Origin of the sequence: Aeromonas sp. R5-1, from assembly GCF_040908265.1 — a bacterium.
GTDB lineage: Bacteria > Pseudomonadota > Gammaproteobacteria > Enterobacterales > Aeromonadaceae > Aeromonas > Aeromonas caviae.
The window spans coordinates 25,498-45,767 of sequence record NZ_JBFODJ010000110.1 but is presented as its reverse complement, the minus strand read 5'-3'; the positions used below and the strand labels follow the sequence as shown (position 1 = coordinate 45,767).

General features: G+C 62.7%; 25 protein-coding genes and 1 other RNA gene. 16 read left to right on the top strand and 10 right to left on the bottom strand.

Going from position 1 to position 20,270, the window contains the following annotated elements:
* Positions 1-35 precede the first annotated feature (35 nt).
* Positions 36-1,139 (top strand): beta-N-acetylglucosaminidase domain-containing protein, encoded by a 1,104-nt coding sequence (locus AB5Y64_RS15665; RefSeq protein ID WP_368204199.1) that lies wholly within the window; start codon positions 36-38, stop codon positions 1,137-1,139.
* 142 nt (positions 1,140-1,281) lie between these two features.
* On the opposite strand, the gene AB5Y64_RS15660 is transcribed toward AB5Y64_RS15665, so the two are convergent.
* Complete coding sequence (locus tag AB5Y64_RS15660; RefSeq protein WP_048207271.1) at positions 1,282-1,914, bottom strand: LysE family translocator; 633 nt, start codon at positions 1,912-1,914, stop codon at positions 1,282-1,284.
* Positions 1,915-2,078: 164 nt separating this feature from the next.
* Here AB5Y64_RS15660 and AB5Y64_RS15655 point away from each other — a divergent pair, with 164 nt between their 5' ends.
* The 3 genes from AB5Y64_RS15655 to AB5Y64_RS15645 all read left to right on the top strand — a co-directional run bounded on the left by AB5Y64_RS15655 (position 2,079) and on the right by AB5Y64_RS15645 (position 4,703).
* Positions 2,079-3,701 carry a methyl-accepting chemotaxis protein gene (locus tag AB5Y64_RS15655; RefSeq protein ID WP_368204197.1) on the top strand — a complete coding sequence of 541 codons (1,623 nt, stop codon included), beginning with the start codon at positions 2,079-2,081 and terminating at the stop codon, positions 3,699-3,701.
* A 178-nt stretch (positions 3,702-3,879) separates the two neighbouring features.
* Positions 3,880-4,410 (top strand): DUF1523 family protein, encoded by a 531-nt coding sequence (locus tag AB5Y64_RS15650; RefSeq protein ID WP_010674042.1) that lies wholly within the window; start codon positions 3,880-3,882, stop codon positions 4,408-4,410.
* Positions 4,407-4,703, top strand: coding sequence for a helix-turn-helix domain-containing protein (locus tag AB5Y64_RS15645; RefSeq protein WP_039039881.1), 297 nt, complete (start codon positions 4,407-4,409; stop codon positions 4,701-4,703). Before AB5Y64_RS15650 ends, AB5Y64_RS15645 begins: the two co-directional genes overlap by 4 nt.
* 96 nt (positions 4,704-4,799) lie before the next feature.
* Here the strand turns inward: AB5Y64_RS15645 and AB5Y64_RS15640 are convergent, their stop codons facing one another.
* Positions 4,800-5,276 carry a hypothetical protein gene (locus AB5Y64_RS15640; RefSeq protein WP_045525252.1) on the bottom strand — a complete coding sequence of 159 codons (477 nt, stop codon included), beginning with the start codon at positions 5,274-5,276 and terminating at the stop codon, positions 4,800-4,802.
* A 29-nt stretch (positions 5,277-5,305) separates the two neighbouring features.
* Positions 5,306-6,241 (bottom strand): pyrimidine-specific ribonucleoside hydrolase RihA, encoded by a 936-nt coding sequence (gene rihA / locus AB5Y64_RS15635; protein ID WP_043154549.1) that lies wholly within the window; start codon positions 6,239-6,241, stop codon positions 5,306-5,308.
* Between the two features lie 161 nt (positions 6,242-6,402).
* Here rihA and AB5Y64_RS15630 point away from each other — a divergent pair, with 161 nt between their 5' ends.
* Positions 6,403-7,167 carry an RluA family pseudouridine synthase gene (locus AB5Y64_RS15630; protein ID WP_368204195.1) on the top strand — a complete coding sequence of 255 codons (765 nt, stop codon included), beginning with the start codon at positions 6,403-6,405 and terminating at the stop codon, positions 7,165-7,167.
* 121 nt (positions 7,168-7,288) lie between these two features.
* On the opposite strand, the gene udp is transcribed toward AB5Y64_RS15630, so the two are convergent.
* Complete coding sequence (gene udp, locus AB5Y64_RS15625) at positions 7,289-8,044, bottom strand: uridine phosphorylase (RefSeq protein ID WP_010674037.1); 756 nt, start codon at positions 8,042-8,044, stop codon at positions 7,289-7,291.
* Between the two features lie 392 nt (positions 8,045-8,436).
* Between udp and yiaY the strand changes: the two genes are divergently transcribed.
* From yiaY to AB5Y64_RS15610, 3 genes are all read left to right on the top strand, one after another.
* Positions 8,437-9,588 carry an L-threonine dehydrogenase gene (yiaY, locus tag AB5Y64_RS15620; RefSeq protein WP_041212682.1) on the top strand — a complete coding sequence of 384 codons (1,152 nt, stop codon included), beginning with the start codon at positions 8,437-8,439 and terminating at the stop codon, positions 9,586-9,588.
* Between the two features lie 132 nt (positions 9,589-9,720).
* A complete protein-coding gene (locus AB5Y64_RS15615) occupies positions 9,721-10,059 on the top strand; it encodes an outer membrane protein assembly factor BamE (protein WP_029314185.1) in 339 nt (112 codons plus the stop codon).
* Between the two features lie 100 nt (positions 10,060-10,159).
* A complete protein-coding gene (locus AB5Y64_RS15610; protein WP_041212681.1) occupies positions 10,160-10,795 on the top strand; it encodes an NAD-dependent epimerase/dehydratase family protein in 636 nt (211 codons plus the stop codon).
* Between the two features lie 68 nt (positions 10,796-10,863).
* On the opposite strand, the gene AB5Y64_RS15605 is transcribed toward AB5Y64_RS15610, so the two are convergent.
* Positions 10,864-11,220, bottom strand: coding sequence for an RnfH family protein (locus AB5Y64_RS15605; RefSeq protein ID WP_102948158.1), 357 nt, complete (start codon positions 11,218-11,220; stop codon positions 10,864-10,866).
* Positions 11,213-11,647 (bottom strand): SRPBCC family protein, encoded by a 435-nt coding sequence (locus AB5Y64_RS15600; protein WP_010673974.1) that lies wholly within the window; start codon positions 11,645-11,647, stop codon positions 11,213-11,215. Before AB5Y64_RS15600 ends, AB5Y64_RS15605 begins: the two co-directional genes overlap by 8 nt.
* Before the next feature lie 248 nt (positions 11,648-11,895).
* Between AB5Y64_RS15600 and smpB the strand changes: the two genes are divergently transcribed.
* Entirely contained in the window at positions 11,896-12,384 is a 489-nt protein-coding gene (gene smpB, locus AB5Y64_RS15595; protein WP_010673973.1) for an SsrA-binding protein SmpB, read from the top strand.
* Between the two features lie 122 nt (positions 12,385-12,506).
* Positions 12,507-12,866: a transfer-messenger RNA gene (gene ssrA, locus AB5Y64_RS15590) on the top strand.
* Positions 12,867-13,146: 280 nt separating this feature from the next.
* On the opposite strand, the gene AB5Y64_RS15585 is transcribed toward ssrA, so the two are convergent.
* Positions 13,147-13,422 (bottom strand): FCD domain-containing protein, encoded by a 276-nt coding sequence (locus AB5Y64_RS15585; RefSeq protein WP_225160059.1) that lies wholly within the window; start codon positions 13,420-13,422, stop codon positions 13,147-13,149.
* On the opposite strand from AB5Y64_RS15585, the gene AB5Y64_RS15580 reads away from it, so the two are divergent.
* Together AB5Y64_RS15580 and eda are read left to right on the top strand one after the other, a co-directional pair.
* A complete protein-coding gene (locus AB5Y64_RS15580; protein ID WP_307773820.1) occupies positions 13,378-13,728 on the top strand; it encodes a PfkB family carbohydrate kinase in 351 nt (116 codons plus the stop codon). The genes AB5Y64_RS15585 and AB5Y64_RS15580 overlap by 45 nt on opposite strands.
* 78 nt (positions 13,729-13,806) lie before the next feature.
* The gene (eda, locus tag AB5Y64_RS15575) at positions 13,807-14,331 is read left to right on the top strand and encodes a bifunctional 4-hydroxy-2-oxoglutarate aldolase/2-dehydro-3-deoxy-phosphogluconate aldolase (RefSeq protein ID WP_234823660.1); all 525 of its coding nucleotides are present in this window, start codon (positions 13,807-13,809) and stop codon (positions 14,329-14,331) included.
* 133 nt (positions 14,332-14,464) lie between these two features.
* Here the strand turns inward: eda and AB5Y64_RS15570 are convergent, their stop codons facing one another.
* The gene (locus AB5Y64_RS15570; RefSeq protein ID WP_042880882.1) at positions 14,465-14,905 is read right to left on the bottom strand and encodes a GNAT family N-acetyltransferase; all 441 of its coding nucleotides are present in this window, start codon (positions 14,903-14,905) and stop codon (positions 14,465-14,467) included.
* 182 nt (positions 14,906-15,087) lie between these two features.
* Here AB5Y64_RS15570 and AB5Y64_RS15565 point away from each other — a divergent pair, with 182 nt between their 5' ends.
* On the top strand, positions 15,088-15,588 hold the full coding sequence (locus AB5Y64_RS15565; protein ID WP_010673967.1) for an SRPBCC domain-containing protein: 501 nt from the start codon (positions 15,088-15,090) through the stop codon (positions 15,586-15,588).
* Between the two features lie 72 nt (positions 15,589-15,660).
* On the opposite strand, the gene AB5Y64_RS15560 is transcribed toward AB5Y64_RS15565, so the two are convergent.
* Entirely contained in the window at positions 15,661-16,167 is a 507-nt protein-coding gene (locus AB5Y64_RS15560) for a GNAT family N-acetyltransferase (RefSeq protein WP_010673966.1), read from the bottom strand.
* Between the two features lie 152 nt (positions 16,168-16,319).
* The gene (locus tag AB5Y64_RS15555; RefSeq protein WP_368204192.1) at positions 16,320-17,510 is read right to left on the bottom strand and encodes a GNAT family N-acetyltransferase; all 1,191 of its coding nucleotides are present in this window, start codon (positions 17,508-17,510) and stop codon (positions 16,320-16,322) included.
* Positions 17,511-17,770: 260 nt separating this feature from the next.
* On the opposite strand from AB5Y64_RS15555, the gene AB5Y64_RS15550 reads away from it, so the two are divergent.
* The 3 genes from AB5Y64_RS15550 to AB5Y64_RS15540 are packed head-to-tail and all read left to right on the top strand — an operon-like array spanning position 17,771 to position 20,216.
* Complete coding sequence (locus tag AB5Y64_RS15550) at positions 17,771-18,589, top strand: DUF3100 domain-containing protein (protein ID WP_368204190.1); 819 nt, start codon at positions 17,771-17,773, stop codon at positions 18,587-18,589.
* Positions 18,586-19,035: a hypothetical protein gene (locus tag AB5Y64_RS15545; protein ID WP_042016367.1), complete on the top strand. Its 450-nt coding sequence runs from the start codon at positions 18,586-18,588 to the stop codon at positions 19,033-19,035. Before AB5Y64_RS15550 ends, AB5Y64_RS15545 begins: the two co-directional genes overlap by 4 nt.
* Positions 19,035-20,216, top strand: coding sequence for a M20 family metallopeptidase (locus AB5Y64_RS15540; RefSeq protein WP_368204188.1), 1,182 nt, complete (start codon positions 19,035-19,037; stop codon positions 20,214-20,216). Before AB5Y64_RS15545 ends, AB5Y64_RS15540 begins: the two co-directional genes overlap by 1 nt.
* Positions 20,217-20,270 lie beyond the last annotated feature (54 nt).

The following is a 20,270-nucleotide window of genomic DNA, read 5'->3' as shown; positions in this document are numbered from 1 at the left end:
TCGTAGCCCGCATTTGTGTGAGAAGGGAGTGAACCATGCCTTATCAAACCCTGTTGTCCGGTCTGTATCCTCCCTCGCCCAAGCTGGGCCTCATCGAGGGTTTCTTTGGCAAGGGCTGGAGCTGGGAAGCCCGTGCCCGCTACGCCCAGTGGCTGCCCCGCCACGGCTATGGCTTCTACCTCTACGCCCCCAAGGAAGACGGCTACCTGCGCAAGCACTGGGCCACACCCTGGCCCGCCGACCAGCTTGAAGCCCTGTGCCAGCTCGCCCGCCAGTGCCGGGAGAACGGTCTGGCCTTCGGGGTGGGCCTGAGCCCCATGGGGGCCCATCACGACTATGCCCGCCAGCGACCCGCCCTGCTGGAGAAGGTGAGGCTCATCGAAGAGGCGCTCAAGCCCGATATCCTGGCGATCCTGTTTGACGACATGAAGGGGGACACCCCGGATCTCGCCCACTGGCAGCTCACCATCGCCCACGACATCGCGGCCCACACCGACGCAGGCCGCCTGCTGTTCTGCCCCAGCTACTACAGCACGGATCCGGTGCTGGAGAAGGTGTTCGGTGCCATGCCCCCCCACTATCTGCAGGATCTGGGTCAGGGGCTCGACAGGCGCATCGATGTCTTCTGGACCGGCCCCAAAGTCTGCTCCACCGAGTATCCGGCTCCCCACCTCAAACAGGCCGCCGACTGGCTCCATCGCAAGCCCTTCCTGTGGGACAACTATCCGGTCAATGACGGCAGCAAGGCGAGCAGCTTCCTGCACCTGCGCGCCTTCGAAAACCGTCCGGCAGAGCTGGCGGATCTCGTGAGCGGCCATGCGGTCAATCCCATGAAGCAGGCGGCCCTCTCGGCCCTGCCGCTCGCCACCCTGCCCATGAGCTACAAGCTCGGCAAGCAGTACGATCCTGACAAGGCGCTGCACGCCTCCCTCAACGCCACCTGCGGGCCGCAGATCTCCGCCATGATCCAGGCCGACCTGCCGCTCTTCCAGGACATCGGTCTGGCCCAGCTCACCCCCGAGCAGGTCATCCATCTCAAGGGCCGCTACCTGCCGTTCCAGGATCAGGCCTGCGTGAACGAGATCCTGCGCTGGCTGGCCGGGGAGTACGTGTTCGATCCGGACTGCCTGACCGACTGACCTCATGAGTCCATGAAAAGTGGGGTCATGAAAAAACGGGCCCATGTAAAAGGCCACCTCCCGGGCAGGGAGGTGGCCTTTTTGCATCATCTCTCTTCAGGTGCCCCATGGCGTCACATAGGGCGGCAGATTGAGCGGGTGTTTAGCCGAGGGCCAGCCAGACCCCGACAAACAGCATGAGAGAGCCCGCGATCCGGTTCATCAGAGTGACATTGCCGCTCTTGGCGAGGAAATGGCGCAAGGTGCGGCCACCGCTGGCATAGAGCATCAGGCAGGAGAACTCGATGACCAGGATGAGCGCGACCAGGGCACCTATCTGGGGTGCCATCGGCTTGGCTGCATTGATGAAGGGGGGCAGCAGGGAGACCATGAAGGCCCACCCCTTGGGGTTGGCGATGGCGGTCACGAACCCCTGCACGGCCAGTCCCATGGGGCTGGTCTGCTGGCCCGCCGAGAGATCCGCCGGGATGGCCATCTTGCCCTTGGCCTGCCACATCTGGATGCCAAGCCAGACCAGGTAGGCGCCACCTACATATTTGAATGCAGAGAACAGGGCCGGGTAGTTGAGCATGACTGCCGCCACCCCGACCACCGACAGCACGGAGACCAGGCCGACGCCGACAAGCTCCCCCCACATCATGTGCAGGGTACGGCGCACCCCCAGACTCATGCCCAGGGTCATCGCCAGGGTCATGCACATACCGGGGGTTACTGAGACAAAAAAGAACGTGGGAATAAAGAGCGCCAAGATGGCGGGATCAATCCAGTCGGACACACTACACCTCCAGGGTAACAAGCAGACGATCTTGCCTATCACACTCTTTTAACACAAGAAAAACCTTTTCATTCAGCAAGAATTCAGCATTAAAAACCCTGTGACAAGGATTGTCGCGCCTGTGTAAGATGCCGCCTCACTCCTCTTTCGGGTTAGGATCTTTCATGTCATTGAATAATCTGTCCATTCGTCTTCAAGTGCTTATCCCTCTCCTGCTCGCCAGCCTGTTGATGCTGCTGATGGCCGTGATCAGCAAACAGGAAATCGACGGTGCCATTCAGGACATGAATGAAACCACCGCCAGCGTCACCCGCCACAAGGACGACATCGCGGCCCTGATCCACGCCACCTACCGGCTGCGCACCAACGCCATCTACGGCCTGTACGATGAGGCCCTCTTCGCCCAGTTGCCGGCCCAGCTCTCCGCCGCCGAACAGGAGATTGGCGCCATCCTGACCAGACTGGTTGTCACCGGTGCCGAGCAGGACAACCGTCAGGTCGCGGCCGCCCTGCAGGCCTACCTCGGCCATACCCGCAGCAGCATGCTGCCCCTGCTGACCGCCAAGTACCAAGGCAGTGGCGATCCCGCCGCCTATGAGCAGGCCCGCCTGCACTTTCGCGATCTGGGGGAGGCGCTCATCAAGCAGATCGATGCCATGTCCGTCCACATCAATCAGCTGACCCAGACTGAGATTGCCGAGGAGCAGGCCCACTACCGCGCGACCCTGCTGCGCACCCTGCTGCTGATGGGGGGCACCCTGATCGCGGCCCTGCTGGGTGGCTGGTGGATCTCCGGGCGCATCGTGCAGCCCATCGGCCAGTTGCAGGAGGTGATGCACGCCGTCGCCCTCGGCCGCTTCAACGTGCGTGCCAATGCCGAAGGCAACAACGAGCTGGGCCAGCTCGCTAGGGATATCAACCGGACCCTGAGCCAGCTTGCCAACACCATCCAGACCCTGACCGGCATCAGCGGCAATGTGGCCTCCGCCGCCACCGAGCTTGCCGCTGTCATGACCCAGGCAGAGGTCAACGCCCAGCAGCAGCGCGGTGAGACCGAACAGGTGGCCTCCGCCGTCACCGAGCTGGCCAGTACCGCTGACAACGTCAACCACAATGCCGCCCTGGCCGACGAGCTGGCCCGGGATGCCAACAGTCGGGTCGAGCAGGGGCTGACCCTGTTTGCCGAAAGCATCGAGGCCAACGGCCGCATGGCGGGCAGTCTGGAGAACGCCGCGACTGTGGTGGCCAGGCTCAAGTCCCAGTCCGAGCAGATCGGCAAGGTGATCGAAGTCATTCAGAGCATTTCGGAGCAGACCAACCTGCTGGCCCTCAACGCCGCCATCGAGGCGGCCCGCGCCGGTGAAAGCGGCCGCGGCTTTGCGGTGGTGGCCGACGAAGTGCGCCTGCTGGCCGCCCGTACCCAGGACTCCACCAAGGAGATCCAGGCCATCATCGAACAGTTGCAGAGCCAGTCCCTCTCCGCCAACAGCGGCGTGCAGCAGACCCTGGAGATCCTCGGCCACAACCAGCAGCTCTCCGCCGAGGTACAGGCCTTGCTGGGGGGCATCACGGACGCGGTCAACCAGATCAACGGTGCCAACGCCCAGGTGGCGACCGCGGCAGAACAACAATCCTGCGTCACCGCCGACATCAGCCGCAACCTCACCAACATCCACGAGATCGTGAACCAGAACGCTGTCGGCATCAGCCAGAGTGCCGCCGCCAGTCACGAACTGTCACAGCTCGCCGAGCAGCAGCGCAGGCAGCTCGCCCAGTTCCAGCTCTGATCCCGAGAGGGTCTCTTCGATACCGCGGGGCCCGGCGCAGGCCCCGCACTTGCTCCTCCCCCTTCACGCCTCCTGTTTAAAACGGGTTTTTGCCATCAAGGTGTCATTGGGGGCTGGGCTGCCTTCGCAAATGTGGGTATGGTAGAGGCACGTCACTCCCCCTCATCGAGAGATCATCATGAGCCTGAAGTTCAAGAAACCCGCTTTTATCATGCTCGGCCTCATCGCCCTGCTCTCCGCACTCTGGCTCGATTTCTATCTGCCGGAGCACACCATCGCCACCATCACCGGGGTGGAGGTGAAGCGCACCGACAAGGATGGCCCCATCAGCCAGAAGAACCCGGCTGACGGTCCCACCACCGACGTCTATTACATCTACACCGAGCGCCCCGGCGAGAAGATCCGGGTGTTTCGCAATGAAGACACCGAATGGGGCTGGCCCTTCTACTTCAAGTTCAACGCCGCCGACGTCCAGGCCAAAGCCAAGTCCATGGAGTTCGAAAAACGCCTGGCCATCATCACCTCCTACGGCTGGCGCGTGAACATGTTCTCCATGTTCCCCAACGTCACCAAGATCGCGAGCACCGAGCCCGATGCCTCCACCTGGAGCTTCTTCCGCTGGTTCTGGTTCGGTGTCTGGGCCCTGGTGATGGGCAAGGCGGCCATCGCCACCTGGCGCTACTTCGATCGCCTCGAGGACGAGATATGAGCGAGCCGAGCAAGACCCGCACCAGCTTCTATCGCCGGCTCTACGTGGCTCACCTCATCAGTCAGGGCACGGACACCGTGCCCGCCATCATGGAGGCGACCGGCATGCCGCGCCGCACCGCCCAGGACACCCTCAGCGCCCTGGCGGAGCTCGATATCCAGTGCGCCTTCGAGCAGACCGAGGGGGCTCGCCATCTGCAGGGGCACTACCGCATCAGCGACTGGGGGCCCATCAATCCGGCCTGGATTGCTGCGCAGCTTCCCGTCATCAGGCAGACCCTGGGGTATCCCTGACACCCCGGACCCGGGTCTGCTCCCATAGAGAAGGGGCCAGCCTTGCGGCTGGCCCCTTTCTTGTCTGGCCTGATATCCCGTTGCCCTCCCCCGGGCTCACTCCCCTTCGCCGAAAGACGCTTCCGGCAGCGGCTCCGCCGACTCACCCCGGGTACAGTCGATGATGGAGCGCTTGGGATTGTTGGGGTCGCGCAGCAATAGGGGGGCCATCCCCTCGTCATGCAGCCTCTCGTCGGAAAATTCGCTGCCATAGGCGTTGTGGGTCAGCCTGCGGGCATTGGCGATGGGGGTATCCACGAAGAGGGCATGTACCTCGAAGGTGGAAGCTGGCACCAGGAAGCCGACGATGGGCAGGCCGTGCAACTCCTGATGGACCTTGTACCAGGCAAAGCCCTCGCTCACCTTGTCAGGGGTATACATGGCGAGCTGCGGATTGGCCGGGCGCCCGGTCTCGATGTCGAGATGAAGGGTGTCCAGCTCGCAGGTCGCCAGCCCCTGCCACATCTTCTCGAACGGGGTCGCACAACCCGTCAGTTGCATGCATGTCAGCAGCGCCAACGTCCCTTTCCACATTCCCAACCCCTTATCCGATGTCCAGGATGTCAACCAAATGAGCGCAGTCGCTGCACCAGCAACTCGATGAAACCGACCCTGTCGAGCCCCAGCAGCACCAGGGCATTGGCCGGTTTGCCGGTCAGGTCGTAGCGATCCACCACCGTCATGCCCAGGGTATGGGTTCCGCCGGTTTCGATATCGACCCGGCACTCCACCCCGTGAAACAGGGAGGGCGCCAGCAGCCAGGCGATGGTACAGGGGTCATGGAGCGGCGCGCCAGCAAATCCCCACTTGGGATCCCGATGATAGATCATGAAAAAGTCGAGCAGCTGTGCCACGCACTGCGCCACCGGGTTGGGAATGGCGCGTACCCGCTCGATATCCTCGTCCATCACCTGGGCCTCGTGGGTCACGTCCAGCCCGCACATGGTGATGGGCAGCCCCGACTTGAAGACCATATCGGCCGCTTCGGGATCCACATAAATATTGAATTCCGCCGCGGGGGTCCAGTTGCCTGCACCGGCGGCGCCCCCCATCAGCACAATGCGGGCGATCTTCTGCTTGAGCTCGGGGTGGGCCGCCAGCAAGAGGGCAATGTTGGTGAGCGGCCCGGTCGGCACCAGGGTGACCGGCTCCGGGCTCTCGCGCAGACATCTTGCCATCAGTTCAAGGGCGCTCATCGCCCAGGGAGCAAAGGCGGGATCCGGCAGCTCTGGGCCGTCCAGCCCCGATTCGCCGTGGACGTTGTCGGCGATGATGAGCTCACGGGCCAGGGGCTTGGCTGCCCCCGCCGCCACCGGGATGTCGTCGCGGCCGAGCAGGGTCAGGATGCGCAGGGCATTGTTGAGGGTCTTGTCCGGGGTCTGGTTGCCCGCGCTGGTGGTGACCGCCAGCACCTTCAGCTCGGGGCTCGCCAGCGCCAGAATGAGGGCGATGGCATCATCGTGGCCAGGATCGCAATCGAGAATAACGGGCAACGCCATGGACAGACTCCTTACAACATGACAGGGAGCCATACCTTAGCAAGAGATGGCCAGATGAACTCAGGAGGGAGTCACAAAACGCCTCAACCAACGAGATCAAGTACTTGGCGATATGCTTCGGGAGCGGACATCCAGATTCGCCGCGCCACCATCGTTCGGGTATGATCCCTCTCCCTTCATCGTCCGGTTGCCCCATGTCCGCCATCATCGACACCTTTGTTGCTCCGCTCTGCGCCGCCACCATCGAGATCCTGTTTGAGGATGCGCATCTGCTGCTCATCAACAAGCCGAGCGGCCTGCTGAGCCTCTCGGGCAAGAACCCGCAGAACCTCGATTCGGTCCATTACCGGCTGGTACAGGATTACCCCGGCTGCACCCTGGTGCACCGCCTCGACTTTGGCACCTCGGGCGTCATGGTGGTGGCCAAAAACAAGAGCATCAACGCCCTGCTCTGCCACCAGTTCAGCCAGCGCACCGTGAGCAAGGCTTACGAGGCACTGCTCTGCGGCCATCTGGCGGTGGATGAGGGCGTCATCGACGCATCCATCGCCAAGGATCCGGCGCTGTTCCCGCTGATGAGCATCTGCGCCGCCAGCGGCAAACCCGCCCGCTCACGCTATCGGGTAATGGAGCGATTCACCCTGGAGGGGGCAGGCCAGCCGGTGCCATTGACCCGGGTCAGGCTGGTACCGGAGACCGGGCGCACCCACCAGCTGCGCATCCACAGCCTGTGGCTGGGCCATCCCATCCTGGGATGCGATCTCTATGGCGGCCTGCTCCCGCCCGGCTGCGAACGGGCCCCCAGACTGATGCTGCACGCCAGTGAACTCGGTTTTGTGCACCCGGTGAGCGGCGAAGCGGTACAGATCCGCTGTGAAGCGCCCTTTGCGCAGGCACTGGCGGCCATGACGGTGCAACAGGGGTAACGAAGAAGGGGGAAAGCAGGACCAGGAAGGCAAAAGGGGCAAACGGCGGATAAAGATAGGGGCCGCGCTTTCGCAACGGCCCCCACCCCCCACTCGGTACTCTTTGTTACAAAGAGGGCTATCAGATCAGCTTGCGGGCGGCGCCCAGCACGATCTTGATGGCATCAGATTCGGTTTTCGCCATGGTTTCGGCGTTCGGGATTTCCTGCTGGGTACGGTTCACGATGACACCGGCCACCATGCCCGCACGCAGGCCCTGGCTGGTACACATGGTCAGCAGGGTCGCGGACTCCATCTCGTAGTTCAGCACGCCCATGGCTTGCCACTCTTTCATGGAACCCTGGAAACGTTGTACCACGCGACCGGATACGGTGTCGTAACGCTCCTGACCCGGGTAGAAGGTGTCAGAAGAAGCAGTGACGCCCACATGCAGCTTGGAGCCCAGCTCCTTGGCGGTGTTCACCAGGGCGGTGGTGCAGTCGAAGTCGGCCACGGCCGGGAACTCCATCGGCGCGAAGTGCAGGCTGGCACCGTCGAGACGCACGGAACCGGTGGTGACGATCACATCGCCCACGTTCAGGTGCGGCTGGATGGCGCCGGTGGTGCCGATGCGCAGGAAGGTACGGATACCCAGCTGGGCCAGCTCTTCCACCGCGATGGAGGTGGACGGGCCACCAATACCGGTGGAGCAGATGATCACGGCCTTGCCGTCCATCTCGCCGCGCCAGGTGGTGAATTCACGATGGCTGGCCAGGTGCACCGGGTTGTCCAACAGTTCTGCGATGCGCTTCACGCGCTCGGGGTCACCGGGGACGATCGCCAGGGTGGCGCCTTGCAGATCCGCTTTTTTCAAACCCAAGTGAAATACATCAGACATAGTGGACTCCTGGTTGCGCCCCGCCGTATGGCAGCCGAGTGCAGTTAAGGTGATTCTTTACGGTACTTTCAAGCCGATATCCCCTCATCCGGGGAGGCGCCAACTATGGTCGAAAGCGCTTTCCAATTCCTTGACGCGCCTCACACTTCTGCGCTTCAAAGCTGACAAAAATGGCGCGAAACGTTTGCTAAGATGATGAATTTCTTGAAAAACGTTTTTACGTTCCTTTTGCACTCCCATCCCTTGTCAAGCCTTGAGCGACCGTCCATTTAAAGAGCGCGATCGAGTCCACAAAGTTGCAAACGAGATACCATTGACCCCTTCTCATCCCCTCCGACGCTGTTATGTTGGCGCCCGCATACCACTTAATGGCTAATCATACGGAGTCCATCATGGCGACATTCAAGTTCTACATTCCCGCAATCAACCTGATGGGGGCGGGCTGCCTGCAGGAAGCGGCAGCGGATATCCAGGGACATGGCTATCGCAAGGCGCTCATCGTCACCGACAAGATCCTGGGCCAGATTGGCGTGGTGGGCCGGCTTGCCGCCCTCCTGGCCGAGCACGGCATCGGTGCCGTGGTGTTCGACGAGACCAGACCCAATCCCACCGTGGCCAACGTCGAGGCGGGTCTTGCGATGATCCGGGCCCACGGCTGCGACTGCGTCATTTCGCTCGGCGGCGGCTCACCCCACGACTGCGCCAAGGGCATCGCCCTGGTGGCCGCCAATGGGGGCAGCATCAAGGATTACGAGGGGGTGGATCGCTCCGCCAAGCCGCAGTTGCCGCTCATCGCCATCAATACCACGGCCGGCACCGCCTCCGAGATGACCCGTTTTTGCATCATTACCGACGAATCCCGTCAGGTGAAAATGGCCATCATCGACAAGCACGTCACGCCGCTGATGTCGGTCAACGACCCGGAACTGATGCTGGCCAAGCCCGCCGGCCTCACCGCCGCCACCGGCATGGATGCCCTGACCCACGCCATCGAGGCCTATGTCTCCACCGCCGCCACCCCGGTCACCGATGCCAGCGCCGTGATGGCCATCGCACTGATTGCCGAACACCTTCGCACCGCCGTGCATCAGGGGGAGGATCTCCATGCCCGTGAGCAGATGGCCTATGCCCAGTTCCTGGCCGGCATGGCCTTCAACAACGCAAGCCTGGGCTATGTGCACGCCATGGCTCACCAGCTCGGCGGCTTCTACGACCTGCCCCACGGGGTGTGCAATGCGGTGCTGCTGCCCCATGTCCAGGCCTACAACGCCCGGGTGTGCGCCGGTCGGCTCAAGGATGTGGCCCGTCATATGGGGGTGGATGTAAGCGCCATGAGCGATGAGCAGGGTGCGGCGGCAGCCATTGACGCCATCCGGCAACTGGCTCGCGACGTCAAGATCCCCGCCGGTCTGGAGCAGCTCGGGGTCAGGGCCGACGACCTAGACGTGCTGGCCACCAATGCGCTCAAGGATGCCTGTGGTCTCACCAACCCCAGGCAGGCGACTCACGCGGAGATCGTCGCCATCTTCCGCGCCGCCATGTAAGGGGGCAAGATCTGCCAGGGCCGCCACGCGGCCCTTTTTATTGGCTGATGGATCAATGGCTTTTTACTTCCGCACGGGGAGTGGGTATGATTTGCCGAGCTAAAAAGACTGTATGGATGATCTGAACCCGATATGCGGATGAAACACCTGATTGCCGCGGCCCTGACCGCCCTCACCCTGTCCGGTTGCAGCCTGGTCTATCGCATCGATATTCCCCAGGGCAACTATGTGGAACAAAAGCAGGTCGACAAGCTGCGCCAAGGCATGACCCGCGAACAGGTCGAGTTCGTGCTGGGTTCTCCCATGTTGCGCGACAGCTTTGACCCCAACACCTGGTACTACCTCTATGAGTTCCAGCCCGGTCGGGGCGACAAGGAGCGCAAGGAGCTGACCCTCAACTTCGTGGGTGACAGACTGGCCACCGTGACCGGTGATTTCCCTCTCCCTGCCGCCTTCACCACACCGCTCTAGATGACACCACAAAACCGGCTTCTGCCGGTTTTGTTCTCTCTGGCCCCGGTGATGTCTCCGGGCCACACTCTGGATGCCTCATTGCCCCGAGGAGATCATCATGAGTCGATTCCTGATTGCCGGCGCCACCGGTCTGATTGGCAAAGCCTTGCTGCGCGAGCTGGGGACGGAGCACGACCTCCTCCTGCTCTGCCGCAAACCGGGCGACCCCGCTCCGGGACGCACCTGGCTGCCCACCTCGTTCGACGCGCTGGACAGATTGACGTTGCCCTCCCCTGTGGATATTGCCTTCTGCTGCCTTGGCACAACCCGCAAGGATGCCGGCTCGGCCGAGGCATTTCGCCGGGTCGATCTCGACTATGTGCTGGCCTTTGCCGCACTCGCCCGTCGCCACGGCTGCCGCCGCCTGCTGGTGGTCTCCAGTCTGGGCGCCAACCCGGGTTCCCCTGCCCTCTATCCCCGCACCAAGGGCGAGATGGAGCAGGCCCTGCTGGCCCAGGAGTGGCAGCGGCTTGTCATCCTGCGCCCGGCCATGCTGCTCGGCCATCGCGAACCTGCGCGCCGTTCGGAACAGATCATCCAGGCCATCTATCCGCTGGTAAAGCCCCTGCTGCGCGGGTCGCTGCGCCGCTGGCGTGCCATCGAGGCCAGTCAGGTGGCGCACGCCATGGCGCGCCTTGCCATCCAGGAGAGCGGGATAGAGACGGTGGAAAACGAGCGCCTGCTCACCCTGTGATGCCCCGTGTCGGGCGAGACGATCACAAAGGGGCGCCACGGCGCCCCTTTGTCACAACCCATCACCCGTCAGGTGCCGGCATCGTCTCGCTTGCGGTGCACATCGGGCCGCCCGCCGGTGACCACATCGGCACGCCCCTCTTCCTTGGCTTTTTCCGCACGCTTCTTGCGCATCTCCTTGGGGTCGGCGATGAGAGGGCGGTAGATCTCGATGCGATCCCCCTCCTGCACCGGCTCTGCGCCCTTAACCGGACGGCTGTAGATACCGAACTTGTTGACCGACAGGTCGATCTCCGGGTGCTTTTGCAGGATGCCGGATTGTTCGATGGCCGCCAGCACGCTGGTCTCGGGCGCGACCCGGATGCACAGCACCGTCTGCCGCTCGGGCAGGGCATAGGCCACTTCGATATTGAGGAGCTCAGACACCGTAAACCACCTTGGCACGATTGGAGAAGGCAAGCACCATGGAGCTCACCAGCTCGCGGAAGATCTGGCCAAAGGCCAGCTCAATGAGCTTGGAGGTGAACTCGAAGTCGAGATCGAACTCCACCTTGCAGGCATCCACGTCCAGGGGTGTGAAGGTCCACCATCCCGCCAGCTTGCTGAAAGGCCCCTCCACCAGCTCCATCTTGATGGTGCGATTGGCATCGAGCTGGTTGCGCGTGGTAAAGGTCTTGGCGATACCTGCCTTGGCCACATCGACCGAGGCCATCATGTAGTCTTCACCCGACTCATGAACACGGCTGCCGACACAGCCGGGCAGGAACTCAGGATAGGCATCAACATCATTGACCAGCCGGAACATCTGTTCCGCGCTGAACATCACCAGGGCACTGCGAGTAATACGGGGCATGGGTTTTCCTCATCCAATCGGCCCGATTTTATCACCTTGTCAGCCAAAATCACCGCCGAAACTGTTCGCGGGTCACCAAGCAGGGCAATCGCACACTTTCCGGACAGTGTGGTCCGCTCTCGCCCCGCCCTTCCCTCAAAATCGTCATCGAACTGCTCACAAAGCCGCCACTCGGAGCGCTGTGCGTTTTACAGCCGCCGCCACCCACGTATAATGCGCCTTCCTAAACATTGCCTAAGGCCCCCGTCATGAGCAAAAAAAACAGTAAAAACAAAGCCGGGTCCAGCACCATTGCACTCAACAGAACCGCCCGTCACGAGTACTTCATCGAAGAGCGCGTGGAAGCCGGCCTGTCCCTGCAAGGGTGGGAAGTGAAGTCCCTGCGGGCGGGCAAGGCCAACATCAGCGAAGCCTATGTCATCTTCATGCAGGGGGAAGCCTTCCTGTTCGGCTCCAGCTTCCTGCCGCTGAACGCCGCCTCCAGCCACGTGGTATGCGATCCGACCCGCACCCGCAAATTGCTGCTCAGTCGCCGTGAACTCGACAAGCTCGAGAGCCTGACCGCTCGTCAGGGCTACACCATAGTGCCGCTGGCCCTCTACTGGAAAGCGTGCTGGGTCAAGGTCGAGATCGGCCTGGTGAAGGGCAAGAAAGAACACGACAAACGTGAAGATACCAAGGCCCGGGAATGGGATCGGGAAAAAGCCCGCATCATGAAAAACAAACACCGCGGTTGATCGTGCGCCGCCGGCCCCCATGCGGCGACCAATAAACCAGCAATCGACCGGCCAAGGCCGGTCGATTGCCATCAACGCCTTGCCATGACAGGATTTTTGCGTACAATCCCTTTTGACAACTTGGGGCTGATTCTGGATTCGACAAGATTCACGAAACCCAAGGTGCATGCCGAGGTGCGGTAGGCCTCGTTAATAAACCGCAAAAAAATAGTCGCAAACGACGAAAACTACGCACTCGCAGCTTAATAACCTGCGCTGAGCCCTTCTCCCCTAGCTTGCCTGTGTCCTAGGGAAATGGAAGGTCATCCTTCACAGGATCGTGTGGAAGTCCTGCTCGGGGCGGAAGCATTAAAACCAATCGAGCTAGTCAATGCGTGGCGTGTCTCTCCGCAGCGTGTTGGCGAATGTAAAGAGTGACTAAGCATGTAGTACCGAGGATGTAGTAATTTTGGACGGGGGTTCAAATCCCCCCAGCTCCACCAAACGTTTGGAAAGGGCCACTTCGCAAGAAGTGGCCCTTTTTGTATCCTTTTTCTCACCTTGAGAGGATGTATCCGCCCCACGAGCGCAGCACATCTCCAGATCAGGCCAAAGGCTCTGCGGGGGGTGGCTACATTTGACATGGGCCAGCTCCAGGTGGCGTCGCCAGCAAAAACCGGCGAGTGGAGCAGCAATTTGCCCGGGCGCTGTGGGCCACGCCATCAGCCCAGCGCCTCCATGGGGTTGAAACAACCTCGAGGGTTCGCCCCCGAGAATCTTCCACTAGCCGTTGGCAGTGGAAGGCTGGGTCAGATGAACGACGGGATTTTCGGAGAAGAGGTAGCGGTCATCCTCCATTTCGTCATCGAAGATGGTGGCTTGGAAGAGCATCTGCTTGGTGTTCTCCAGGTGCTGCCACATGGCCAGCTTGGCCGCCTGCGGATCCTTGCGCATCAGGGCCTTGAGGATCTGGTCGTGATCGTCGCACCAGCTGGAGATGGCCTTGTCGTCGATATGCTCGTGGAGCTTGCGCCAGTAGGGGTTGCGCTCGCAATGCAGCCAGGGAGCCAGGGCTTCGGGGTGGGCGAGATCGTCGTCAAGCGCGGCTCTGAGCCTTGCCTGGTGGTCACGGCAGCGCAGCAGATCGAAATCGCCGCCCTGCGGTTGTCCCCCGAACAGGTGATCGACACCACGGCGGCGGGCGACTCCTTCAGCGCCGGTTATCTCGCCGCACGCCTGCAAGGGGCCGACGTCGCCGACGCCGCCCGGGCAGGCCACAGCCTGGCGGCGGCCGTCATCCAGTATCCGGGGGCCATCATTCCCCCCTCCCACATGCCATCACTCAAGGAAACGCACCATGTCTGATCTCATCGCCCGCCTCGAAGCCCCCCCGTCATCGCGCTGAAAGATGCTGCCCAGGCCGTCCCCCTCGCCCGGGTGCTGGTGGAAAATGGCCTGCCCGCCGCCGAGGTGACCTTCCGCACCCCCGCCGCCGCAGAGGCCATCCGCCAGATGCGCGCGGCCTACCCGGATCTGCTGATCGGGGCCGGCACCGTGCTCAACCGCGAGCAGGTGGATGCGGCCGTTGCGGCGGGCGCCGACTTCATCGTCAGCCCCGGCTTCAACCCGACCACGGTGCAGTACTGCCTGGTCAAGGACGTCACCATCATCCCCGGGGTCAACAACCCCAGCCTGGTGGAGCAAGCCATGGAAATGGGCCTGCGCCACCTCAAGTTCTTCCCGGCAGAGCAGTCAGGCGGCACCGCCATGCTCAAGGCCCTGGGCGCCGTCTATCCGGTGCGCTTCATGCCCACCGGCGGCGTGACGCCGGCCAATCTGAAAGAGTATCTGGGGCTGAATGCCGTGATCGCCTGCGGCGGCACCTGGATGGTGCTGGCCAAGCTCATCGACGAGGGCAGGTGGGAAGAGCTGGCCGCCCTGGTAAGAGAGGCCGTGGCGGCCCTGTGATCATCGGTTGAGCGAGGGAAGGTCTGCCCTCCCCCGGATGTGTTGAAGAGCCACTTCCCGCGAAGTGGCTTTTTTATGCCCTGCCAGGGCTGGAGATCAATGTGCGGTGCGGTTGCCGCAGTCTGCCAGCGGCTTATTCCCCTGCGGCATCGGGCGTCAACACCAGCCTGCGCCAGGGGCCCGTGATGTCGCAATGACCCGTCTCTTCGGTGTTCTCCCAGCCCAGGCGATGATAGAAAGCCATCGCCGTGGTGTTGCGCATGGCCACCTTGAGGGAGGCCGGGGAGGGGTACCCGGCCAAGCCGGCGGCAAGCAAGGCCCGCCCCATGCCCTGCCCGTGCCAGTCCGCCACCACGTAGAGATGATGCACGAAGCTCTCGGCCCCCCAGATGGAGACGAATCCGCACGGGCTGCCCCCTTTCTCCGCCACCCAGATCTCCTCGCCCCGGGTCTGCTCGGCAAAATCCTCGAGCCGGAACAGGGCGGGATCAACCCAATGGAAGGCCTGGCGCCTTCCCTTGAGGAAGAGCTGCGCCAGCATGGGCTCATCAGCTTCCGTCATCATTCTGATCATGACACCATCCTTGCGTTGCGTGCTTGTCGCTTCCCACTCTCGATGGATCCCGCCGTGCTGTCAAATCGGCAATGTGGACCCTCTTGAATACGTAACCGTGTGACACAGGGCTGCCTATTTTATCGCCTCAGAGGCTATACTGCCGAGGTCCCGTCCATGACTGGTTTGAGGTTCACTGATTTATGGATAACAAGCAAATTGAAGGCAGTATTCTGGTACCCGCCCACATTGACGATGTCTGGCGGGCCTGGACCACGGAGAGCGGGCTGCGCAGTTTTCTGGCGCCGGAGTGCCTCATGGTCCCGGAACCCAACGGACCGTTCGAGATCTATTTCAGACCCGATGCTCCCCTCGGCGAGCGTGGCAGCGAAGGGTGCCGGGTGATGGCGGTCATGCCCCATGATCTGCTCAGCTTCAGCTGGAATTTCCCTCCCCAGTTTCCCCACATTCGTCAGCAGAAGACCCAGGTCAGCCTGCGCTTCGTGCCGGAGGGCCAGGGCACCCGGCTCCACTTCCTGCAGACCGGCTGGGCGCAGGATCCGGACTGGGACCAGGGCTATGCCTACTTCCGGGAGGAGTGGCTGGAACTGAGTCTGCCGAGGCTTCAGTACCGTTTCACCCACGGCCCCATCGACTGGAACAACCCGCCGGGCAAGCAGCAGCTGAAATCCCTGGCCCAGTGACGTCCGTTCAAGCGATGGGCATGGCATGAAAAAGGACCCGCTAAGGGTCCTTTTTCATGGATGGGCAGGCGGTCACTCCACCGGCTCTTCATCGAACAGGGGGTGATAGAGCACCTCGCCCCTTACCCCGTCAAGCCCGCCGGGTTGCAACTCCATCGCCATGAAACACTCCGTCGGCACCTCGTAGATGCAGTGCAGGCCGAAGTCGCTGGCAGGCCGAAAGCCGAAACGGGCGTAGTAGGCGGGATCCCCGAGCACCACCACCGCCTTCCAGTCCATCTCCAGTGCCGTGTCCAGCCCTTCCCGAACCAGATCCGAGCCAATGCCCTGCCCCTGCCAGTCGGGATGCACGGCCACGGGTGCCAGTCCCAGCCAGGGCCCTTCCTGTCCCTCAATGGTGATCGGGCTCAGCATCAGGTGCCCCATGAACTCGTACTCTTCCTCCTCGACCATGGTGACCACGGCGGCCCCACATTCGCGCAGGCGGTTGACCAGTTCGGCCTCGTCGGGACGACCAAAGGCGGCACTCACCAGCTCATAGACTGGCAGCATGTCGCCGGGACGCTCGGTTCTCAACATACAGCGTTACTCCTCGTACAGCAGGGCGGCCATTATTCCACAGAAGTGGGGCGCCTCTTCACTGCCTTTGTCTGAAAATGGGAGGACGGACTCAGGAAAACACCTGACAGACCCCGCACCAGGCTTCGCGATGAACGCCCTTGCGCAAGCCATCAGCGTCCGTCGTCAGGCTGTCGCAATCGCCGCAGATAGGCGAGGCCCAGATCCCCGCACTCCTTGAGCAGGGCGCCACCACCATGGGCCTGCACCCCGGGTGCCTCTGGCGCCAGCATGGCCAGGGGATAGCGCCGCACCGTCAGCCCGCTGAGTGTCTGCTCGCCCTCTGTCGCCTCCCCCGCCATGAAGAGCGCCACCCCCTCATCGTGCAGTATGGCCACGACCACCTCCTCGTCATCCAGCCAGGGGGCCAGCGCCTCTTTGCGCGCATCCGTCAGGCGCGCCGGGCGATCCAGCCGCCAGTGATCGAGCTCGAGGGCGCCATCGGCCGGATCTGGCCGACGCCCGTCATGGTGCATGCCAGTCTTTTCCATCACCCGGCCTGAGGCGAGGTTGCCCGGCATGTGGCGGGCGGTGAGGGCAGGCAGGTGCCACTGTTCGAAGGCAAACGCCCTGACCAGGTTCGCGGCCCGGGTGGCCAGCCCCCTGTTCTGCCAGGGCACGCCGACCCACCATGCCAGCTCCCCGTGCCAGTGCAGGGAGAGGGTGCCGACCAGGGGAGCGGGCTCGTCTTCACGCCCCTGGGGCAGAGTCAGGGCCCAGGTGCATCCCAGCCCGAGAGCAGCCTTGCGCCCGCTCAGGGCAAGCCAGTCCCGCGCCGCCTCCGGCGAATAGGGGTGGGGGATGTTGAGGGTATAGCGGGCGAGCGCCGCATCCGAACAATAACGCAGGATGGCGCTCTCATCGCCGGGCAGCAGGGGGCGCAGCACCAGCGCGTCCTGCCCGCCAGGCTCGCGCAGCACCGGGCTCATCAGGCGGCGGGCAAGCAGGCGTTGCAGGGCAACCCCAAGGTCGTCATCGGCACCGAGGCGGTGATCCGCCCCCGCGGGCCCCAGGGTGAGCAGGCCGCTCTCTCTGGCCAGGGTCAGCAGGGAGCCGGAGGCAGCGATCAGGATCTGCCGGTCCGGCTGTGTCGCCATCAGCGGGGAGGCGGCCTCACCCAGCCAGGCGGCAAGCAGGTTGCGGGCACGGAGAATGCCATCTGGCGGGCTGACCGACCAGGGTGCCATCTCCCTCGCCTCCCCTTTGCCAAGCAGCAGCCACCAGCGGTTTCCCCGGTGCTGCCAGGCCTGCAACGCCGCTTGCCAGGAGGGGCGCCAGAGCGCACCCTCGATCAACAGATCCATTCCTTCCCCCACATCCCCCCCCGGATCAGACACCGGGTGCCCGGGCGGCACCACACTCCTGTCTGAGGCAGCATAAGCAGCTGCCAATGAGTTGTTAAACCATATGTTTACCATGGTTAAACGGCATACCCCATGAAAAAATGCCATATGGCTGACTTGATGGCGGTCACATTCCTTCCCCTCCTCGCTTCCTATCATGCCCCCATCATGGCGTGACCAAAGACGCCCATGAAGGACAACGGATAACAAGAGAACACACTATGCAGCCAACCAGCCCACTCAAAACGGTAGTAGTCAGTACCCTGGCGACCACCCTGCTGATCTTCGTGGCCCAATCCCTCATCGGGAAGCAGGAGATCAGACTCGGCATCGCCATCATCCCCATCCTGCCCATGCTCTTTGCCGTCATCATCGGCATGATCGTCTCCGCCAAGCCCGTCAAGGATCGCATTCCCGGCTGGAAGAGACTCTTCACCGAGCGAGAAGAGGGCTTCTGCGGCAAGATGGTGGGTTTCAGCCTGCTGATCCTCGGGACCCAGTATGCGGGGATGATCATCCCCAACCTCAAGATGATCCTGAGCGTCGGCGTACCGCTCTTCCTGCAGGAGATAGGCAACCTCCTGCCCATCCTCATCGCCATTCCGCTGGCGGTGAAGTTCGGCTTTGGCCGCCGCGCCATCGGGGCCTGCTCCTCCATCAGCCGTGAACCCTCGGTCGCGGTGATCCAGGGCAAGTTCGGCACCGGCTCCCAGGAGTACATCGGCGTGCTCGCCATCTACCTGTGCGGCTCCGTCATCGGCACCCTTTGGTTCAGCGTGCTCGGCAGCATCGCCCCCCTCACCGGACTGCATCCCCTGGCCCTGGCCGCCGGTTCCGGCGTGGGATCCGGCTCCATGCTGAGCGCCGCCTCCGGTGCCCTCATCAACGGCCTGGACGAGGCGATGGCCCAGCAGGTGCTCAGCATCGCCGCCGCCTCGAACCTGCTCTCGTCGGCCCTGGGGGCGCTCTCCCTCACCTATCTGGGTCTGCCGCTCGCTGAAAAAATCTATGCCCTGACCGCCAAAGGAGAGAAAGCATGAAAAGCATCGTGATGGATATGCGCTTCGTCTTCCTGGCGATCCTGCTGGCCATGTTCACCCAGACCCTGACCTCGGGCCTGCCGCTGTGGCAGATGGGGGACAGCTTCGTCGCCATGTCCCTGGTGGTGTTCGCCTCCCTGGTGACCAAGCGCTATCTGCCCTCCTCCCTGCCGGCCTTTGCCTATGCCACCATCATCGGCATTCTCATCTGCCTGCCCGAGACCCCGGTGCGCGGCCTCTTCATCGATGCCGTGGCCAAGATCTCCTTCCTCTCCTGCTGCGTGCCGCTCCTGGCCTTCGCCGGCCTCTCGGTGGGCGGTCAGCTGGAGGAGCTCAAGAAGATGTCGTGGAAGGTGATCCTCATCTTCATGATCGTCTCCACCTGCTGCTTCTTTGGCGCCTCCCTGGTTGCCCAGCTCGGTTTCTCCATTCAAGGGATCATCTGATGAACCACTACCATATCGAACCTGACCTGTTGGCCCTGCGCGACTTCAGCTACGAAGTGCGCCACCACCTGCACCGCATCCCGGAATACTCGGGGGCCGAGTTCAAGACCTCTGCCTACTGCCGTGGGTTGATGGAAGAGTTCGGCTACAGGATCACCCTGTATCCCGGTTTCACCGGTTTTCACGGGGATCTGGCGGTCGACCCTGCCCTGCCCACCATTGCCTTTCGTGCCGACATGGATGGCCTGGAGATGCACGACATGAGCGAGGTGGCGTTCAAATCCACCCATGAGGGGATGGCCCACAACTGCGGCCACGACTCCCACATGGCGATCGCTCTGACCGCCGCCAGGTTTCTGGCCGCCAACCGCGAGCGCCTGCGGTACAACGTCCGCTTCATCTTCCAGATGGCGGAAGAGGACATGCGCGTCCCCGGTGCCGAAAAGATGGTGGAGCTTGGCTGCATGAAGGGGGTGGACGAGGTCTATGCCCTGCACAACGACGGCGCCATGGAGACGGGCACCATCAAGTTCAACCAGGGGGTCATGTCCTCCTGGGGGTCTGCCTGGACGCTCGATGTGCACGGCATCTCCGCCCACGGCTCCACCCCCCACAAGGGGCTGGATGCCATCCGGGAGGCGGTGCGGATCATCGAGGACATGGACTACATCGTCGCCAAGCGCACCAGTCCGTTCAGCCCGGCGGTCTTTGGTTGCGGCATGATCAACGGCGGCACCATTCCCAACACCATCGCCGATCATGTGCAGGCCCGTGGCACCATCCGCGCCATGGACGCCGAAACCGACCAGATCCTGAAAAACAGCTTCAGGGACATCATCGCCCAGAGCGAGCTGCGCGGCTTCAAGACCACCATGGTCTATGCCGGCTACCCGGCAGTGGAGAACCACCCCCAGGCCTGCGAGCGCCTGCAACAAGCCGCCTCGAATGTGTTGTCCAGCGACGGGATCAACGCAAAGGGCCAGCCCATGACCGGCAGCGAGGACTTCAGCTACATGATCAACGCCACGCCAAGCCGCATGGGGGCCATGTTCTTCCTCGGCAGCGGCAATCAGGCCAAGGGGATCTGCAACTACCTGCACGCGAACCCCTATTACCTGGACGACGACTGCCTGCTGGTGGGAGCCCAGATCTTCGTCAATCTGGCGACCCGAGCCGCCTGAGGGATCAGTACAAGGGGATAGCAATGCAAAGAGAGGCCGACGGCCTCTCTTTTT

Coding starts and splice junctions, on each gene's coding strand:
- AB5Y64_RS15665 (WP_368204199.1), top strand. CDS start 36: ATGCCTTATCAAACCCTGTTGTCCGGTCTGTATCCTCCCTCGCCCAAG.
- AB5Y64_RS15655 (WP_368204197.1), top strand. CDS start 2,079: ATGTCATTGAATAATCTGTCCATTCGTCTTCAAGTGCTTATCCCTCTC.
- AB5Y64_RS15650 (WP_010674042.1), top strand. CDS start 3,880: ATGAGCCTGAAGTTCAAGAAACCCGCTTTTATCATGCTCGGCCTCATC.
- AB5Y64_RS15645 (WP_039039881.1), top strand. CDS start 4,407: ATGAGCGAGCCGAGCAAGACCCGCACCAGCTTCTATCGCCGGCTCTAC.
- AB5Y64_RS15640 (WP_045525252.1), bottom strand. CDS start 5,276: ATGTGGAAAGGGACGTTGGCGCTGCTGACATGCATGCAACTGACGGGT.
- rihA (WP_043154549.1), bottom strand. CDS start 6,241: ATGGCGTTGCCCGTTATTCTCGATTGCGATCCTGGCCACGATGATGCC.
- AB5Y64_RS15630 (WP_368204195.1), top strand. CDS start 6,403: ATGATCCCTCTCCCTTCATCGTCCGGTTGCCCCATGTCCGCCATCATC.
- udp (WP_010674037.1), bottom strand. CDS start 8,044: ATGTCTGATGTATTTCACTTGGGTTTGAAAAAAGCGGATCTGCAAGGC.
- yiaY (WP_041212682.1), top strand. CDS start 8,437: ATGGCGACATTCAAGTTCTACATTCCCGCAATCAACCTGATGGGGGCG.
- AB5Y64_RS15615 (WP_029314185.1), top strand. CDS start 9,721: ATGCGGATGAAACACCTGATTGCCGCGGCCCTGACCGCCCTCACCCTG.
- AB5Y64_RS15610 (WP_041212681.1), top strand. CDS start 10,160: ATGAGTCGATTCCTGATTGCCGGCGCCACCGGTCTGATTGGCAAAGCC.
- AB5Y64_RS15600 (WP_010673974.1), bottom strand. CDS start 11,647: ATGCCCCGTATTACTCGCAGTGCCCTGGTGATGTTCAGCGCGGAACAG.
- smpB (WP_010673973.1), top strand. CDS start 11,896: ATGAGCAAAAAAAACAGTAAAAACAAAGCCGGGTCCAGCACCATTGCA.
- AB5Y64_RS15580 (WP_307773820.1), top strand. CDS start 13,378: ATGCTCGTGGAGCTTGCGCCAGTAGGGGTTGCGCTCGCAATGCAGCCA.
- AB5Y64_RS15570 (WP_042880882.1), bottom strand. CDS start 14,905: ATGATCAGAATGATGACGGAAGCTGATGAGCCCATGCTGGCGCAGCTC.
- AB5Y64_RS15565 (WP_010673967.1), top strand. CDS start 15,088: ATGGATAACAAGCAAATTGAAGGCAGTATTCTGGTACCCGCCCACATT.
- AB5Y64_RS15560 (WP_010673966.1), bottom strand. CDS start 16,167: ATGTTGAGAACCGAGCGTCCCGGCGACATGCTGCCAGTCTATGAGCTG.
- AB5Y64_RS15555 (WP_368204192.1), bottom strand. CDS start 17,510: ATGGATCTGTTGATCGAGGGTGCGCTCTGGCGCCCCTCCTGGCAAGCG.
- AB5Y64_RS15550 (WP_368204190.1), top strand. CDS start 17,771: ATGCAGCCAACCAGCCCACTCAAAACGGTAGTAGTCAGTACCCTGGCG.
- AB5Y64_RS15545 (WP_042016367.1), top strand. CDS start 18,586: ATGAAAAGCATCGTGATGGATATGCGCTTCGTCTTCCTGGCGATCCTG.
- AB5Y64_RS15540 (WP_368204188.1), top strand. CDS start 19,035: ATGAACCACTACCATATCGAACCTGACCTGTTGGCCCTGCGCGACTTC.